The following is a 14,784-nucleotide window of genomic DNA, read 5'->3' on the forward strand; positions in this document are numbered from 1 at the left end:
TCTATGTAGGCGCGCTCAAGCTCCGCTGCAAGAGATTCCGCACGTTCGGCCAAATCTGCCAAACGGCTGGCCGTAAGGGCCTGCTCCGCCCGCAGGCGCTCGGCATCTTTTGCAGCCTGTATGGTGGCATCTGGCACACGGCTGCCAGAAAGATCCTGTATTTCATCCGCCATTAAAAGGGCGGCCAGCACCAGTACTCTGGCATCTCCGCTAAAGCCCATGTCACGCACACGCTGTACGCGCCGTTCCACCTGCTGGGCCATGGCCTGAACGTGGCGTTCCTGCCCGTTATCACACCCTACCGTATAGCTGTGGCCGTTAATCCGAACCGAAACAAGTGCCATGCTGTATCAGTTTCCCTGTTCGTGTTCTGCCGGGTTGTGGAAGGTAAGGGGAGATGGCCTGTCTGCCCGTTCCAATGCATCACGCACGCGGGCAAGCAGGGCATCCACATTGGCTACCAGCTCCTGTTTTTCTGCACCCGTCCGGGTTTGCTGTTGCAACCCTTTTTCAACAGCAAAGGAAATGCGTTGCAAGGCACGATCCAGCCGGGCTATGGGGTCTTGCCCAGCCTGCGGCTGTGTTGCCGGCTGCTGCTTTTCAGCGTGTTTGTCAGTCTGGGGCAAAGACAGCTCCACGGCTTGATCCTGCATTCTTGTTTTTGTCAACTGTATTCAGGAATCACCTGCAAATGCGATGGCGTCAAGCATGCTAACCAAAAACGCTTCATTTTTCTTACCAAAATTGCACCCGAACAAGCTGTTTACAATTGATGGATACGAATCTGGAATGGCTGCCTGTCGCGCCGCGCGGGAGGTAGCGGGCATGATGGAGGGTGCACAGGCGGGCTTTGGGTTTCTTTCAGCTCCAGGTGCTGCCGGGTTTATGGGGGTGGGGTGGTGGCAGGCCCTTATTGCGGCGCTGGAGGATTCGGCTGGCCTTGCATTTTGGCATGCGCTGGATTGCGGTGGCAGCGCAGCTTATGCACTGGGCGCTGTGCGCATGGGGCAGAAATGCGCCGTGTTACAGGCCCCAATACCCCAGTTTAATGCGGTAAAAGCGGTTTATACGCAGGAATCTGGCGTGTTGTTTCATGCTCGTCCGCCATCATTTCACCTTATACCATCATTATGTCACACGTCTTCTCTTGTCGGCTATTTCACCGACGGTTATTGCCAATCCTCAGATCCGGAAAATAAACTGCCGGATACAAGGCAAAAAAAGGATTGTTACCCATGACACTTACCCCCAAGGTTAAGGCTATTCTCGACCAGTACGAGAGCGATAATCCCGGCACCAAGACGAATCTGGCGCGTCTGCTGAACGCAGGTAAGCTGGGTGGCACGGGCAAGCTGGTGATTCTGCCGGTTGATCAGGGGTTTGAGCATGGCCCGGCCCGCTCCTTTGCAGCCAACCCGGCAGCTTATGATCCGCATTATCACTTTGAACTGGCCATTGAAGCCGGCCTGAGCGGCTATGCTGCGCCGCTGGGTATGCTGGAATGTGGTGCCGCAACATATGCTGGCGAAATTCCGCTGATTCTGAAGTGCAACAGCTCCAACAGCCTTGCAACTGAAAAAGATCAGGCCGTAACCGGCACCGTGGCTGATGCACTGCGTCTGGGTTGCTCTGGCATTGGTTTCACCATCTATCCGGGTTCTGAATATTGCTTCGAGCAGATGGAAGAACTGCGTGAACTGGCAGAAGAAGCCAAAGCCTCTGGTCTGGCTGTTATTGTATGGAGCTACCCACGTGGCCCCGTGCTGGACAAAAAGGCCGAAACCGCAGTGGATGTATGCGCCTATGCCGCACATATGGCTGCGCTGACGGGTGCACACATCATTAAAGTAAAGCCCCCAACGGATGTGGTGGCGCTGGATGCCAACAAGCCGGTGTATGAGCAGAACAAGATTGATGTTGCCACGCTGGCTGCCCGCGTGCAGCACGTGGTACAGTCCTGCTTTGCTGGCCGCCGTATCGTGATCTTCTCCGGTGGTGCGCACACCAGCACGGATGAACTGTTGCAGACCATTCAGGGTATTCAGGATGGTGGCGGCTTTGGCTCCATTATCGGCCGTAACGTGTTCCAGCGTCCGAAGGCAGAAGCTCTGGCTCTGCTGGATAAAATCACCACCATTTTCAAAGGCTGAAACAGCTATAGTATCTGCGCAGCAGGCATGAGATAAGGAGCGCAATGTCTGATCTTTATCTTGTAACGCCCGCTGTGTCTGATGCGCAGGCTTTTTTACCTGTTCTTGAAGCAGGTCTTGCCATCCACCAGCCCGCAGCCCTGTTGCTGCGGCTGGCGGATATGCCTGCCGCAGCGGCTCGGCAGGTTGTAATAGCGCTTAAACCAGTTGTTCAGGCGCGCGATACTGCCCTGATGCTGGAAAACGCCCCTGTTCTTGCGCAGGAAACCGGGTGCGATGGTGTGCACCTTTCTTCTTCCTATACGGCTGCTTCTGTCAAAGATGTGCGGCGCATGATTGGGGCGGACCTTCAGCTGGGTGTGGCTGTTGGGGTTAGCCGGGATGCCGCCATGTGCGCGGGTGAAGATGGTGCCGATTATATCTGCTTTGGCGCAGAAGATGATGCATCGGTCGAAACTGTTGCGGCCCTTGTGCGCTGGTGGTCCCTTATGATGGAGCTGCCTGTGGTGGCGCAGGCGCAACAGCCGGCAGATGTGGCCGTGTTAAACGCCAATGGCGCTGATTTTGTTATGCCTTCAGAACATTGGTGGCAGCGGCCAGATGCGTGGCAAGGCTGACTTTTGTCAGGTTTGATACTGGTTTTTGCCATGTTTGGGCGCAATATCAAAAAACAGAACGTGCTTTCTGATCAAACAGATCATGCTGATCTGGGGATGAAGGAAGCAGATGATTATCGAGAATTGGATATTTTCCATGCTGAATAAAAAAACATTTCTAATGTTGGCTATGGCTGCTGGTGTGGTTGCTGCCCCGGCTGTGCATGCACAGGGCTTTGGTGGCGGATTGGGTTCCATTGGCAAAAGCGCCCTGTCTGGTGCAGAAAGCGGTGTGGAAAGCCAAGGTGCAAGCATGGCCTCCAGCATGCTGCCAAGCCTTTCTTCTGCCAGCACGGGCAATCTGGCCGGTATTCTGGGCTATTGCGTGCAGAACAATGTGCTTCAGCAGGGCTCTTCTGCCGCGCAGTCCGTTCTGGGAAGCTTGACACAAAAGCCGGGCATTACGTCTTCCAGCGCGTATGAAGCTGGCCAGCAGGGCCTGTTGCAGACGGGTAACAACCAAATGTTCTCTTTGGCAAACCTTAAAGGGGAGCTGAAAACCAAGCTGTGTAACATGGTGCTGGATAAGGCACAGTCTGCCCTTTAATCAGGCAATAATTTAAGCACGCACGTTATATGCCTCACTAAAAAAGCCCCTGCCAGTGTACATGCTGGCAGGGGCTTTTTGCGTATAAGCGGGATTGTTTTTTAGGGTAATTGCAAAACAGGAGGCGTTGTCAGGCTTTCCTTGCGTGACGTGTAAGAAGGTGTAGCCGCTTGCGCGCGCGCAGCAGCCGTGCTGGCCTGTGCCTGTGCCTGTGCCTGTGCCTGTGCCTGTGCCTGTGCCTGTGCCTGTGCCTGCTGGGGTAATGGGTTGGCAGGTGCCACAACAGTGGGAGCAGAAACAGGCGTTGCGGATGCAGAGTTTTGTTGTGGAACAGGTGGCAGAACGAGATCCTGCGTAAAATACAGCATGCCGTTGGACTGCGGAATACCCGTAACCCACAAGTGGGATGTCATGCCTTGGCCATTGCCTACAACAACCTGCCCGGATTGATGATCTATCCATGCGGAAAGTAATTGGCCATTAAGGGTGGGCAACCCGACAGACTGGGTGGGAGAGGCCTGCGCAGCCTGTTTGATCTGCGCAAGAGACCAGCGTCCCTTTACAATGGTGTAAGCCAGAATTTCCTTGATAACAGCCGTATTGTCTGGGCTGGTCAGCTTATGGCCTGTCTGGGCGTCGTAATTTTCCAGCGCAGAGTTGGGGATGCCAAAAACGGTAAACGGGCCATCTTGCTGCAAAACGGCCAACAAACCAGTTGTATTCAGCAGGTGCGTATAATCTGCCATTTCCAGAGCACTTGGAAGTGTGTCTGATAAGGGGCGATCACAAAAAGCCGGTGTTTCCGGGTTGGGGTAGGCAATCTGGCTGTCTGGAGCGCGTTTCTGCTCTTCCCCTGCGGTCAGATTGGGTTGGTTTGGCACATATGTGCGTGTGCCCGAAACAGTGGGCATCATGTAAGAACAGGTGGAATTGGCAACCTTGTATGTATCCTGCCGGGCGGGGTTTTGTTTGCATCCACCTAGCACCAAGGCTGCAATGCCAATGGCGGCAGGGCCCAATATGCGGGCGTTAAAGGCTGTTCCGTACAGAACACGTTTAGAATGCATGGATGTCTCCCAAAAGATCATGCCGCTGAAAGAAAGACTGGCTTCATGAAGTAGAAGACCACACCATGCGTGCTCAGCATCCGTCTCCTCGCATTGTCCAGGCTGTTACAATACCGTTTACCAGTTCAAACGTGGTTTGGCAGGTATAGGTGTAAGCTGTTCCTACGCCACCCCCCATGCCGCCCCAGCCGCCATCCCAGCCGCCCATGCCCCAGCCAGGGCCGTATCCGCCCCAGCCACCCCAGCCGCCATCCCATCCCCAGCCGCTCATGGGCATGGTGTAATCGGTCTGTTGGTTGATATAGGCCAGAAAAGTGTGGTTGCCAGAAACAAATTGCCGCGTTGGCACACCAAATGTGCGCACAACATCGGTTGCTTGTTTGCCAATCATGGAATCAAGCTGGCGGCGTTCCTTTTTGCTGGGCACCTGGCAACCCGTTAAGGCCAGAGCGCCCAGCAGCAGGAAAATTCTTTTATGCATCATGGCGGCTCTGGCTCCCCCGGTTGTGCTGTGGCCGGGCATCATACGGGTAAATGTTGAACAACATATTCTGGTTGCACCAAATGTTACAGACTAACCGTTTATCCACAAGACGTTCTGTATGCAGTTTGTGCCGCAAGCCAACATAACCAGCCTGTCAAACCCAAGTGCAATGCCAGAGCAGGCGGGCATGTGGGGCAGGGCGCCAAGCAGTTTTTCATCCATGGCCCAATTGTGGCGGTGGGGGTAAAGGGCTTTGCGTTGGCTGCGGTCGGCTTCAAAACGGGCACGTTGTTCTGTGGCGTCTGTCAGCTCCTCAAAAGCATTCGCCAGCTCCATTCCGGCGGCATAAAGTTCAAAACGCAGGGCAACACGCGGGTCTTGCGGGCATTTGCGGGCTAAAGCAGCCTGGCTGGCAGGCCAATGGGTTAAAAAGGTCGGGCGCGTGCGGCCAATGGCTGGTTCCACACGTTCCATCAGCAAACGAAAGAACAGGTCTTCCCACGTTTCCCCCGCACGCAATGTGCAGCCTGCGGCCTTTGCCAAACCCGGGGCGTTGCCTTCTGTAGGCAACAGATCCACACCAGCGTGGCGGTGGAAGGCTTCTTGCATGCTCAGGCGTTCAAATGGCTCAGATATGTGCAGGTTATGGCCAGAATGCTGGACAAGTGGTGGCAATACAGCCTGTAAAAGGGCTTGTGTTTCATCCATCAGCCCTTCCAGTGTCATGTTGGGCTGATACCATTCCAGCATGGTAAATTCTGGCGCATGCAGGGGGCTACCCTCGCCATTTCGCCAGACACGTGCGAATTGAAACACAGGCAGCCCGGTGGCGGCCACAATACGCTTCATGGCAAATTCCGGGCTGGTGTGCAGGAACAGGCTGTGCTGTGTGCCATCGGGTGTTTCCTGCATGGTATGGAAGGGCTGAAGATGCACTTCCTCCCCCGGTGTGGGCACGGCGTAAGGTGTTTCCACTTCCATGCAGCCGCGTGCCTCTAAAAAGGCACGGGTTCCACGCAAAACCAGATTGCGACGCAGCAGAAAAGGAAGCCGGTCAAGAATATGATCGGGGTCTTTCATACCCGAATCAGGCTGAACAGTTGCAGAGTCTGACATGAGAGGAGTAGAGGCGTGACATGTCTTTCCCGGTCAAGCCCTCTTTTTCACGGCGCAAAACATTGCGCACCCCGGATGATCTGGTAGCAGCCGGTCTGGTGCTCCCCCAACAACGTGAAATGTTGGAAGATGTTGCCCAGCATTATGCCACGGCCATTCCACCAGCTTTTCTGGATTTAATCACGTCGCCGGATGATCCGATAGGCGTGCAGGTTGTACCTTCAGCGCAGGAACTGGAGATTGCGCCGGAGGAACGGTCTGACCCGATTGGGGATAACGCACTTTCTCCCGTTCCCGGCATTGTGCACCGTTATGCAGATCGGGCGTTGCTGAAGCCTTTGCTGGTTTGCCCGCTTTATTGCCGATTCTGCTTCAGGCGGGAACATGTAGGGCCAGATGGCGGGGTGCTGGATGATGCCGCGCTGGAGCAGGCGTTGGACTGGCTGCGTACGCATAAGCAGATTCGTGAAGTTATTCTCACGGGCGGAGATCCGCTCATGCTTTCTCCGCGTCGGCTTGGGCATATTGTGGCGGCACTTTCTGCCATGCCCCATGTGGCAATCATACGTGTACACAGTCGCGTGCCCGTGGCGGACCCTGAGCGGGTAACAGATGCCCTGCTGGATGCGCTGGAAACTGACAAGGCCATGTGGATGGCCGTCCATATCAACCATGTGCGTGAAATGTCGGGGCCTGCGCGGGCCTGCCTTAAACGCATTGTGCGCAGGGGTATTCCGCTCTTGGGGCAGTCTGTTCTGCTCCGCGGGGTGAATGATAGCGAACAGGCGCTGGAAGACCTGTTTCGTGCCATGGTGGAAACCCGCATGCGCCCGTATTATCTGCATCAGCTGGACCCAGCACCCGGTACGGCACATTTTCATGTGCCGGTAGAGGAAGGGCAGCGCCTGCTGGCTGGTTTACGCGGGCGCGTAACGGGTTTGGCGTGGCCGCTTTATGTGCTGGATATTCCCGGTGGCTACGGCAAAGTGCCTTTGGGGCCTGAATACGTGCAGGGCCCCCGGCAAGTAAAAGACCCTAATGGCAAAACCCATAATCTGGAGCGGCTATAGGCTTATTCGCCTATAGCGGCGCCTCCGGGGTGGCGTCTGTCATACCCGCCAAAATAGGGTGAGGTGCCTGTTGTCTGGTCTGTCAGGCGTGGGCTGCCAGCCAGAATGCCCTCCGGTATGCCCCACGGCGCATGAGGAACAAAGTGGTAGTGTTCATGTTCCAACGTACGCGCGACTTTTGGAGTGATTGCGCCAGATTCTATTTCCACGGCATCAGGCATCCACTGTTCATGCAGGCGTGGCAGATCAATGGCCTGCTGAATATCTAGACCATAATCCACCACACCCAGAATAACAGACAGCACAATAGTGGGAATGCGCGAGCCACCGGGGCTGCCAATAACCATAATGGGCTGGCCGTTGCGCGAGAGGATGGTGGGTGTCATGGAAGACAGAGGTGTTTTGCCCGGAGCAATGGCATTGGCAGTGCTACCGGGAATGCCAAACATGTTGGGTGCACCCGGCTTGCTGGAAAAATCATCCATTTCATCATTCATGAAAATGCCGGTATTGCCCCCAAGCACCTTGGCGCCAAACCATCCGTTCAGCGTGTAAGTGGTGGAAATGGCAAAACCATCTTTGTCCATCACAGAAAACTGGGTGGTTTCAGGTTTTTCCGCAGAGGCCTCCCCAGCTTTTAGGGATGTGGAAGAGACGGCATGATCTGTAGGGAGGTGTGCACGTATCTCGGCTGCGTAGGCCGGGTCCAGCAGATGTTGGGTGGGGTTGGTAACAAAAGCTGGATCACCCAGATCACGCCTGTCTGAATAGGCATGGCGCATGGCTTCTATTTCGCGCTGCAAAGCCGGGGCGGTGTGCAAACCAAGGGCGTGCATGTTGTATCCGCCCAGAATGTTCAGCATTTCACACAAGGCAACGCCACCCGCACTTGGGGGCGGCGCAGTTTCCACTTCCAGCCCCCGATAGTAACATGTGAGCGGAGGAAGCTCCCGTGGCGCATAATGCGCAAAATCCGCCAAGGTAAGAATACCTCCATTTTTGCGGGAGGCTTTTACAATGGCGTGGGCAATAGGGCCTTTGTAAAAGGCATCTGCGCCGTGGCGGGCAATTTGTTCCAAAGAGCGTGCAAGGTCTTTTTGCACCAGCTTGTCACCCACCTGTAAAGGCGTGCCATCTGGACGCAGGAAAATGGCACGTGCGGCAGGGTCTTTACGAAAAGCCTCGGTAGAGGTGTTCAGTAGCGCCACGTCTCCGGTTTCCAGCACAAAACCTTCACGCGCCAGCCGGATGGCGGGGGCCAGCACGGCCTGACGTGGCAGTTTGCCCCAGCGCCTGTGCACATCTTCCAGCCCCGCAACCGTGCCGGGAATGGCCACGGCTTTCCACCCTGTTACGGATTGACCGGGAATGACATTGCCATGTTCATCCAAAAACATGGTGGCAGAGGCAGCCGCAGGGGCTTTTTCCCGAAAATCCAGAAAAACGCTTTGCTGTTTGCCGGGCGCGCGCAGCAGCATAAAACCGCCCCCGCCCAGATTGCCCGCAGCGGGGTAAACAACAGCCAGAGCATACCCCATGGCCACGGCAGCATCTGCCGCATTACCGCCTTGGGCCAGAATATCGGCCCCGGCTTGAGATGCAAGGCGCTGGGCAGAAACGGCCATGCCATGCGCCCCGCGTGCAGGGGCCAGGGGAGGCAACTGGTCAGGCTGTGTGGTGCTGAATGCCAGCGGGTCTGGCGCAGATGCCGCTGGGGCTGCCGCTGCCCAGAGCGGCTGCGTGGTAATACTGCCCACTCCCATACAAAGCATTGCCATAACCACCAAACGGGGCGGAAGGAAGGAACGCTGTACGGAAGCAGGCATGGGGGCTTATCCTTTTACAGGGTAAGGCGGGCAGGTATAGCCAGCGGGAGAAAGCGTGAAGATTTCATAACCTTTTTCGGTTACAGCCAGCATATGCTCAAACTGGGCGGAAAGGGAACGGTCACGTGTAACGGCTGTCCACCCATCTTCCAGAATTTTCACTTCCGCTTTGCCAATGTTCAGCATGGGTTCAATGGTAAATACCATGCCTGCCTTCAGCTTCATGCCTTCGCCGGGGCGGCCATAGTGCAGGATATTGGGTTCAGCATGAAAGGTTTGGCCAATACCGTGGCCGCAAAAGTCTTCCACAATGGAATAGCGGTGTTTTTCTGCATAACTTTGAATGGCATAGCCAATATCGCCCAGCGTGGCGCCGGGGCGTACGGCTTCAATTCCGCGCATCATGCTTTCATAGGTGGCAGTAATCAGTTTGGCCGCTTTGATGGAAACCTTGCCCACCGTGTACATGCGGCTGCTATCACCAAACCAGCCATTCAGCTTGGGGGTGACATCAATATTTACAATATCCCCTTCCTGCAGAATGCGGTCACCGGGGATGCCGTGGCACACAACATGATTGACAGAGATGCAGCAGGCTTTGGGATAACCCCGATAATTCAGCGGGCCCGGTACGGCATCATGCGCCAGCGTGTATTCATGAATAATACGATCAAGTTCCCCAGTGGTGACGCCGGGTTTGACGTAAGGGGTAATCATATCCAGTGTGGAAGCTGCCAGACGGCCGGCAGCACGCAACATTTTAAAATCTTCTTCAGTATGCAGAATAATTCCGCCTCTGCCGGCCATAATCGCGCTCCCTAAATTTTGCAGGCGTTAAACGTATCAGCCGCAAGATGGAGGGAGCAGACAGCAAAGGCAACCCGCTTATGCGCTACGTGTTGCCTGAGCCGGAAAAATTGGCAGAAAAACTTAGGTATGGTTATGCGCTGCGCGATGTTTGACCACAGATTTGGCAGATGTAGCCGAGGCAGGCCGCACTCTGGCGCCAATAAGCCGCACATGGTGGCTACGCCGTGCAGCCGGGGCTGCGGCCACCTCCATGACACGGCGATGGGCAGAGGCCGCCATAACAAGTGTGTGGTGGTTGCGCGCCGTACGCGTGCCAACTTGGGCGCGGGCCAGCATAAGGGGCCGTGCAACAGGGGCCACACCTTCAGCATCAAACCCACGGTCCAGCTGATCAGCCATAACCAATGAACGCTGCGTGTTGCTGGAGGCACCCATCACCACACCCACAAGGCGCACATTATCACGGATGGCGGATGTTACCAGATTCCGCCCGGCTTCCTGCGTGTAGCCGGTTTTCATGCCATCTGCGCCAGCATAAACTTTCAGCATCGGGTTATGGTTGGGAATAACGCGGCGATGGAAGCTGAAATACGGCGTGGAGAAATAGTGGTAATATTCCGGAAAATCAGCAATCAGGCGGCGGCCTAGCGTGGCCAGATCTCGCGCTGTTGTCATCTGGTCGGGGTCTGGCAGGCCAGAAGCATTGCGGAAGGTGGTGTTGCTCATGCCCAGATAATGGGCCTGCTGCGTCATCATCGCGGCAAACTGGGGCTCGCTGCCACCGCCAATCAATTCACCCAGTGCGCAGGCGGCATCATTGGCGGATTTGGTCACCAGTGCCAGAATCGCCTGTTCAACTGTTAGATGGGAACCGGGAACCAAACCAAGTTTGGAAGGTTCCATAGTAGAGGCATGGATGGAAACGGGTACAGCCTGACCAAGTGATATGGCACCAGCGCGCAGGGCGTTAAATGTCATATACAGGGTCATCAGTTTTGTCAGGCTTGCTGGGTAGCGGCGCAGGTCAGGATCGTCTTGAGAGAGCACGGCGCCAGTGCGCGCGTCTATAACAATAGAACTTAATTGGCCGGCATATTGCGCATGGGCCTTGCCATACGTGGTGGTGGCACCAATAGCCAGCCCAGCCAGAAGGCCAACCCATTTGCGCAAGGAAGGTAATTTTTGACGTTTCAGTTTAGACAGTTTTTTGTTTTCTGCCGTTATTGTGTGCCGCATTGCTGTTCTGTCTGCCACTGCCACCCCCACCTGCTGCCTGCAGGGTTACTATTCCGTCTGCCGCCCAAGATCGCAAGCCCGCGACTGCAAAAATCTGGAAAATTCCGAATCAGGGTCTCAGTTTTGGCGGTGCGGTAGTGTCCTGTTTTTCGTGTGTTCTGCCTATGTGGCACAAATATGGCACCGTATGGCGTAAGGCACGTTATAAAGGGCATTATAAAGGGAAGGTGAGGCCTGCCCTCTTCCATATGGGGTTGCCGTATCCAATATGGTGGAAGATACAGCCTTTGCATATGTTATCTATCTGTTGCCGGAGTTTGCCCATAATGGTTCTGCATCGCGATCCTGTTCTGCACACGGGTAACGGACCTCTGCGCCGCGGGGGGGGCATGGGGCCTTCAGATGATGATGCCGATATTGGCGTGGTGGTGCGGGCCAAGCCCAAAACGCGCAAACCCGCCATGTACAAAGTGCTGATGCTGAATGATGATTACACCCCAATGGAATTTGTGGTGTACGTGCTTGAGCGCTTTTTTCAGAAGAATCGGGAAGAGGCCACAGACATCATGCTGAATGTGCATCGGCGTGGCGTTGGGGTGTGCGGTGTGTTCACTTACGAGGTGGCAGAAACCAAGGTGGCGCAGGTGATGGATCTGGCGCGGCAAAACCAGCACCCGTTGCAGTGCACAATTGAAAAAGACTGATCATTTTCTGCAACGTTATTGCTGAAAAAGACTGGATACGCGTTTTTTACACGGAAATAGGACTCGCATTTCCTGAAGAAGCAGCCAAATATGATAATAAGGGCTGCGGGTAGGGTAGACAGTGTTGCTGCCATGCCTGCAATGTCTGGGGAAAGGAGCGTCTCGTCATGTTGTCACGCAATCTCGAACAGACTCTACATCGGGCGCTCATTCTGGCCGGTGAACGGCATCATGAATACGCCACGCTTGAGCATCTGCTTCTTGCCCTGGTTGATGATGCGGACGCCGTTACGGTGTTCCGGGCGTGCGGGGTGGATCTGGATCGCCTGCGCACGGATCTGACAGGTTTTCTGGATAAGGATCTGGCCGGGCTGGCATCTGACCGGCCAACAGAGCCAAAACCCACCGCTGCGTTCCAGCGCGTTATTCAGCGGGCGGCCATTCATGTGCAATCTACCGGGCGGGATGAGGTAACAGGTGCCAATGTGCTTGTGGCCCTGTTTGCCGAACGGGAAAGCCATGCCGTATATTTCCTGCAATTGCAGGACATGACCCGGCTGGATGCCGTTAATTTTCTCTCTCACGGTATTGCCAAAGCGCCGGACCGTTCCACGCGCCGACCGGTTGCAGGCACGGAATCCAATGCCGAAAAGGGTGGGGAAGAACCCGAACGGACAGAAAGCAAAAGCCAGAAAGGCAACCAGGATGCGCTTTCTACCTATTGCGTCAATCTGAACGATAAGGCGATTGCCGGTAAGGTAGATCCGCTGATCGGGCGTGATACGGAAATTGAGCGTACCATTCAGATTCTGTGCCGCCGCACCAAGAACAACCCGCTGTATGTGGGGGACCCGGGTGTAGGTAAAACTGCCATTGCGGAGGGGCTTGCCCGCCGTATTGTGGAAGGTAACGTGCCAGAAGTGCTGCTGAAATCCACCATCTATTCGTTGGATATGGGGGCATTGCTGGCAGGCACGCGCTACCGCGGTGATTTTGAAGAACGCCTGAAAGCTGTGGTGACAGAGCTGGATCAGGACCCGCACGCCATCCTGTTTATTGATGAAATCCACACCGTTATTGGTGCCGGGGCAACATCAGGCGGCGCGATGGATGCTTCCAACCTGCTTAAACCAGCTTTGGCAGCAGGTACTCTGCGCTGCATTGGTTCTACAACGTATAAGGAATTCCGGCAGCACTTCGAAAAAGACCGTGCACTTGTGCGGCGCTTCCAGAAGATTGATGTGCCAGAACCCACTATTGACGATGCGGTGAAGATTCTGCGCGGCCTGAAAGGCAGCTACGAAAAACACCACAAGGTGCGTTATACGGAAGAAGCTATTCGCGCGGCAGTGGAACTGTCTGCCAAGTATATTCATGATCGCAAATTGCCCGATAAGGCGATTGACGTGATTGATGAGGTAGGCGCTTCGCGCATGCTTCAGCCAGAAGGCCGCCGCCGCAAAACGGTGAACCTGAAGGATGTGGAAGACATTATTGCGCGTATTGCCCGCATTCCGCCCAAAAGCATTTCCGCGGATGACAAGGAAGTGCTGCGCTCTTTGGAACGCGACCTGAAAGGCATGGTGTTCGGGCAGGATCAGGCGATTGATGCCCTCTCTGCCGCCATTAAGCTGGCGCGTGCTGGTCTGCGCGATGCAGAAAAGCCGATTGGCAACTATCTGTTCTCTGGCCCCACAGGGGTTGGTAAAACAGAGGTGGCTCGCCAGTTGGCAACAGCGCTGGGGATCGAACTGGTCCGCTTCGATATGTCCGAATACATGGAGCGGCATTCCATCTCTCGTCTGCTGGGTGCGCCTCCGGGGTATGTTGGGTTCGATCAGGGCGGTTTGCTGACAGATGCCATTGACCAGCATCCACATGCTGTGCTGCTTCTGGATGAAATCGAAAAAGCACATCCAGATCTGTACAACGTGCTGTTGCAGGTGATGGATAACGGCAAACTGACAGACCATAACGGCAAGACGGTTGATTTCCGTAACGTCATCCTGATCATGACCACCAATGCCGGTGCGTCGGATATGAGCAAGGAAGCCGTGGGCTTTGGCCGTCAGGTGCGCGAAGGTGAGGATGAAGAGGCTATTAAACGCCTGTTCACACCAGAATTCCGCAACCGTCTGGATGCCATTATTCCGTTTGCGCATCTCACGCCTGAAATTGTGGGGCAGGTGGTTGAAAAGTTTGTGCTTCAGCTGGAAGCTCAACTGGCAGACCGCAACGTGACCATCGAACTGTCTTCCGCTGCCAAGGAATGGCTGGCAGAACGCGGGTATGACAGGCTGTATGGCGCACGGCCTCTGGGGCGCGTTATTCAGGAATCCATCAAGAAGCCACTGGCTGAAGAACTGTTGTTTGGCAAGCTGGCAAAGGGTGGTGCCGTCAAAATTGGCCTGAAGAACGGTGAACTGGCATTTGATATTGTCGAAAGCGCCAGCGGGTCTTCCAACAATGGGGAAGACACCCACGGTAATGAGCAGGAAGAAGAAGCTACGGGCTGATGAATATCTGCCACGTGTGTAAATAACAGCAGGGCCACCAGCCAAAAACTGGCGGCCCTGTTTGTATGCGCAACCTGCGCTCTACAGGCCGGAAAAGTCAGTCGTATTTCGTGCCGTTTACAGTCACATAACCGGGAATGGGCCAGGATTTGCCCGTGCCCCGGTGTGTCCAGTCTATGCCCTGTTTACGGTAGGAATCGTAGTAATAACGGCCAACAACTTCCACCTGGTCTCCCTTGTTCACCCACGGCCATGATGGTGTGTGCATTTCGTCCAAATTGGTCACAATCCGGATGGAAATGTTGGGGGCAACCGTTACGTAAAAATAGCCATGCCATCCGCTGCGGGTATGCCGTGCCTTGGCGCTTACGGCGCGTACAGTGCCGCAGATATGCACCGGGGTGTCCCCTTTGGCGCCGCCGTTTTCATAGTCCTGCTGTTTGTTCAGGAAATCCTGATTATTGCAGGTTGCAGGCATGGAAGATGCAGCAGGGGCATCTTGCTTCCATCCCCATCGGGCCTGTGCCGGAGTGGAAAGAAAAGAGGCTGCCAGACCACTCAGGCCAGCCAGCATAAGAGCGGGAAAACGTGAAGACATCATG

The 14,784-nt window shown here is 55.2% G+C and carries 16 protein-coding genes and 1 pseudogene; 8 read left to right on the forward strand and 9 right to left on the reverse strand.

Annotated features, from left to right (window positions below):
- Positions 1 to 17 precede the first annotated feature (17 nt).
- Positions 18 to 344, reverse strand: a pseudogene (locus CSR02_RS00390) (cell division protein ZapA); the annotation flags it as partial.
- 6 nt (positions 345 to 350) lie between these two features.
- A complete protein-coding gene (locus tag CSR02_RS00395; RefSeq protein WP_042787126.1) occupies positions 351 to 653 on the reverse strand; it encodes a hypothetical protein in 303 nt (100 codons plus the stop codon).
- 136 nt (positions 654 to 789) lie between these two features.
- Between CSR02_RS00395 and CSR02_RS00400 the strand changes: the two genes are divergently transcribed.
- From CSR02_RS00400 to CSR02_RS00415, 5 genes are read left to right on the forward strand one after another with little or no spacing between them, the layout of a single operon-like run.
- Positions 790 to 1,239, forward strand: coding sequence for a hypothetical protein (locus CSR02_RS00400; protein ID WP_244176701.1), 450 nt, complete (start codon positions 790 to 792; stop codon positions 1,237 to 1,239).
- Positions 1,236 to 2,150 carry a class I fructose-bisphosphate aldolase gene (locus tag CSR02_RS00405; protein WP_042787124.1) on the forward strand — a complete coding sequence of 305 codons (915 nt, stop codon included), beginning with the start codon at positions 1,236 to 1,238 and terminating at the stop codon, positions 2,148 to 2,150. The genes CSR02_RS00400 and CSR02_RS00405 overlap by 4 nt, the downstream gene beginning before the upstream one ends.
- Before the next feature lie 44 nt (positions 2,151 to 2,194).
- Complete coding sequence (locus CSR02_RS00410) at positions 2,195 to 2,767, forward strand: thiamine phosphate synthase (protein ID WP_099540048.1); 573 nt, start codon at positions 2,195 to 2,197, stop codon at positions 2,765 to 2,767.
- 3 nt (positions 2,768 to 2,770) lie between these two features.
- Positions 2,771 to 2,914 carry a hypothetical protein gene (locus CSR02_RS16440; RefSeq protein ID WP_167384061.1) on the forward strand — a complete coding sequence of 48 codons (144 nt, stop codon included), beginning with the start codon at positions 2,771 to 2,773 and terminating at the stop codon, positions 2,912 to 2,914.
- Positions 2,915 to 2,927: 13 nt separating this feature from the next.
- Positions 2,928 to 3,353, forward strand: a complete 426-nt coding sequence (locus CSR02_RS00415; protein ID WP_183172667.1) for a DUF2501 domain-containing protein — start codon at positions 2,928 to 2,930, stop codon at positions 3,351 to 3,353.
- Between the two features lie 101 nt (positions 3,354 to 3,454).
- On the opposite strand, the gene CSR02_RS00420 is transcribed toward CSR02_RS00415, so the two are convergent.
- The 3 genes from CSR02_RS00420 to epmA form a co-directional block, all read right to left on the reverse strand.
- Complete coding sequence (locus CSR02_RS00420; protein ID WP_099540050.1) at positions 3,455 to 4,441, reverse strand: fasciclin domain-containing protein; 987 nt, start codon at positions 4,439 to 4,441, stop codon at positions 3,455 to 3,457.
- A 52-nt stretch (positions 4,442 to 4,493) separates the two neighbouring features.
- Positions 4,494 to 4,904, reverse strand: coding sequence for a hypothetical protein (locus tag CSR02_RS00425; RefSeq protein ID WP_042787120.1), 411 nt, complete (start codon positions 4,902 to 4,904; stop codon positions 4,494 to 4,496).
- 90 nt (positions 4,905 to 4,994) lie between these two features.
- Positions 4,995 to 6,020 (reverse strand): EF-P lysine aminoacylase EpmA, encoded by a 1,026-nt coding sequence (gene epmA / locus CSR02_RS00430; protein WP_099540051.1) that lies wholly within the window; start codon positions 6,018 to 6,020, stop codon positions 4,995 to 4,997.
- A gap of 20 nt (positions 6,021 to 6,040) precedes the next feature.
- Between epmA and CSR02_RS00435 the strand changes: the two genes are divergently transcribed.
- Entirely contained in the window at positions 6,041 to 7,090 is a 1,050-nt protein-coding gene (locus tag CSR02_RS00435) for a lysine-2,3-aminomutase-like protein (RefSeq protein WP_099540053.1), read from the forward strand.
- 2 nt (positions 7,091 to 7,092) lie between these two features.
- Here the strand turns inward: CSR02_RS00435 and ggt are convergent, their stop codons facing one another.
- The 3 genes from ggt to CSR02_RS00450 all read right to left on the reverse strand — a co-directional run bounded on the left by ggt (position 7,093) and on the right by CSR02_RS00450 (position 10,962).
- Positions 7,093 to 8,916 (reverse strand): gamma-glutamyltransferase, encoded by a 1,824-nt coding sequence (gene ggt, locus CSR02_RS00440; RefSeq protein ID WP_099540055.1) that lies wholly within the window; start codon positions 8,914 to 8,916, stop codon positions 7,093 to 7,095.
- Positions 8,917 to 8,922: 6 nt separating this feature from the next.
- Complete coding sequence (gene map, locus CSR02_RS00445; RefSeq protein WP_042787116.1) at positions 8,923 to 9,723, reverse strand: type I methionyl aminopeptidase; 801 nt, start codon at positions 9,721 to 9,723, stop codon at positions 8,923 to 8,925.
- A 123-nt stretch (positions 9,724 to 9,846) separates the two neighbouring features.
- The gene (locus CSR02_RS00450; protein ID WP_042787195.1) at positions 9,847 to 10,962 is read right to left on the reverse strand and encodes a D-alanyl-D-alanine carboxypeptidase family protein; all 1,116 of its coding nucleotides are present in this window, start codon (positions 10,960 to 10,962) and stop codon (positions 9,847 to 9,849) included.
- 326 nt (positions 10,963 to 11,288) lie between these two features.
- Between CSR02_RS00450 and clpS the strand changes: the two genes are divergently transcribed.
- Positions 11,289 to 11,666 carry an ATP-dependent Clp protease adapter ClpS gene (gene clpS / locus CSR02_RS00460; protein WP_099540059.1) on the forward strand — a complete coding sequence of 126 codons (378 nt, stop codon included), beginning with the start codon at positions 11,289 to 11,291 and terminating at the stop codon, positions 11,664 to 11,666.
- A gap of 167 nt (positions 11,667 to 11,833) precedes the next feature.
- The gene (clpA, locus tag CSR02_RS00465) at positions 11,834 to 14,182 is read left to right on the forward strand and encodes an ATP-dependent Clp protease ATP-binding subunit ClpA (RefSeq protein ID WP_042787115.1); all 2,349 of its coding nucleotides are present in this window, start codon (positions 11,834 to 11,836) and stop codon (positions 14,180 to 14,182) included.
- 97 nt (positions 14,183 to 14,279) lie between these two features.
- On the opposite strand, the gene CSR02_RS00470 is transcribed toward clpA, so the two are convergent.
- Entirely contained in the window at positions 14,280 to 14,783 is a 504-nt protein-coding gene (locus tag CSR02_RS00470) for a DUF3465 domain-containing protein (RefSeq protein WP_042787114.1), read from the reverse strand.
- Position 14,784 lies beyond the last annotated feature (1 nt).

This window comes from Acetobacter pomorum, from assembly GCF_002738225.1.
Classification (GTDB): domain Bacteria; phylum Pseudomonadota; class Alphaproteobacteria; order Acetobacterales; family Acetobacteraceae; genus Acetobacter; species Acetobacter pomorum.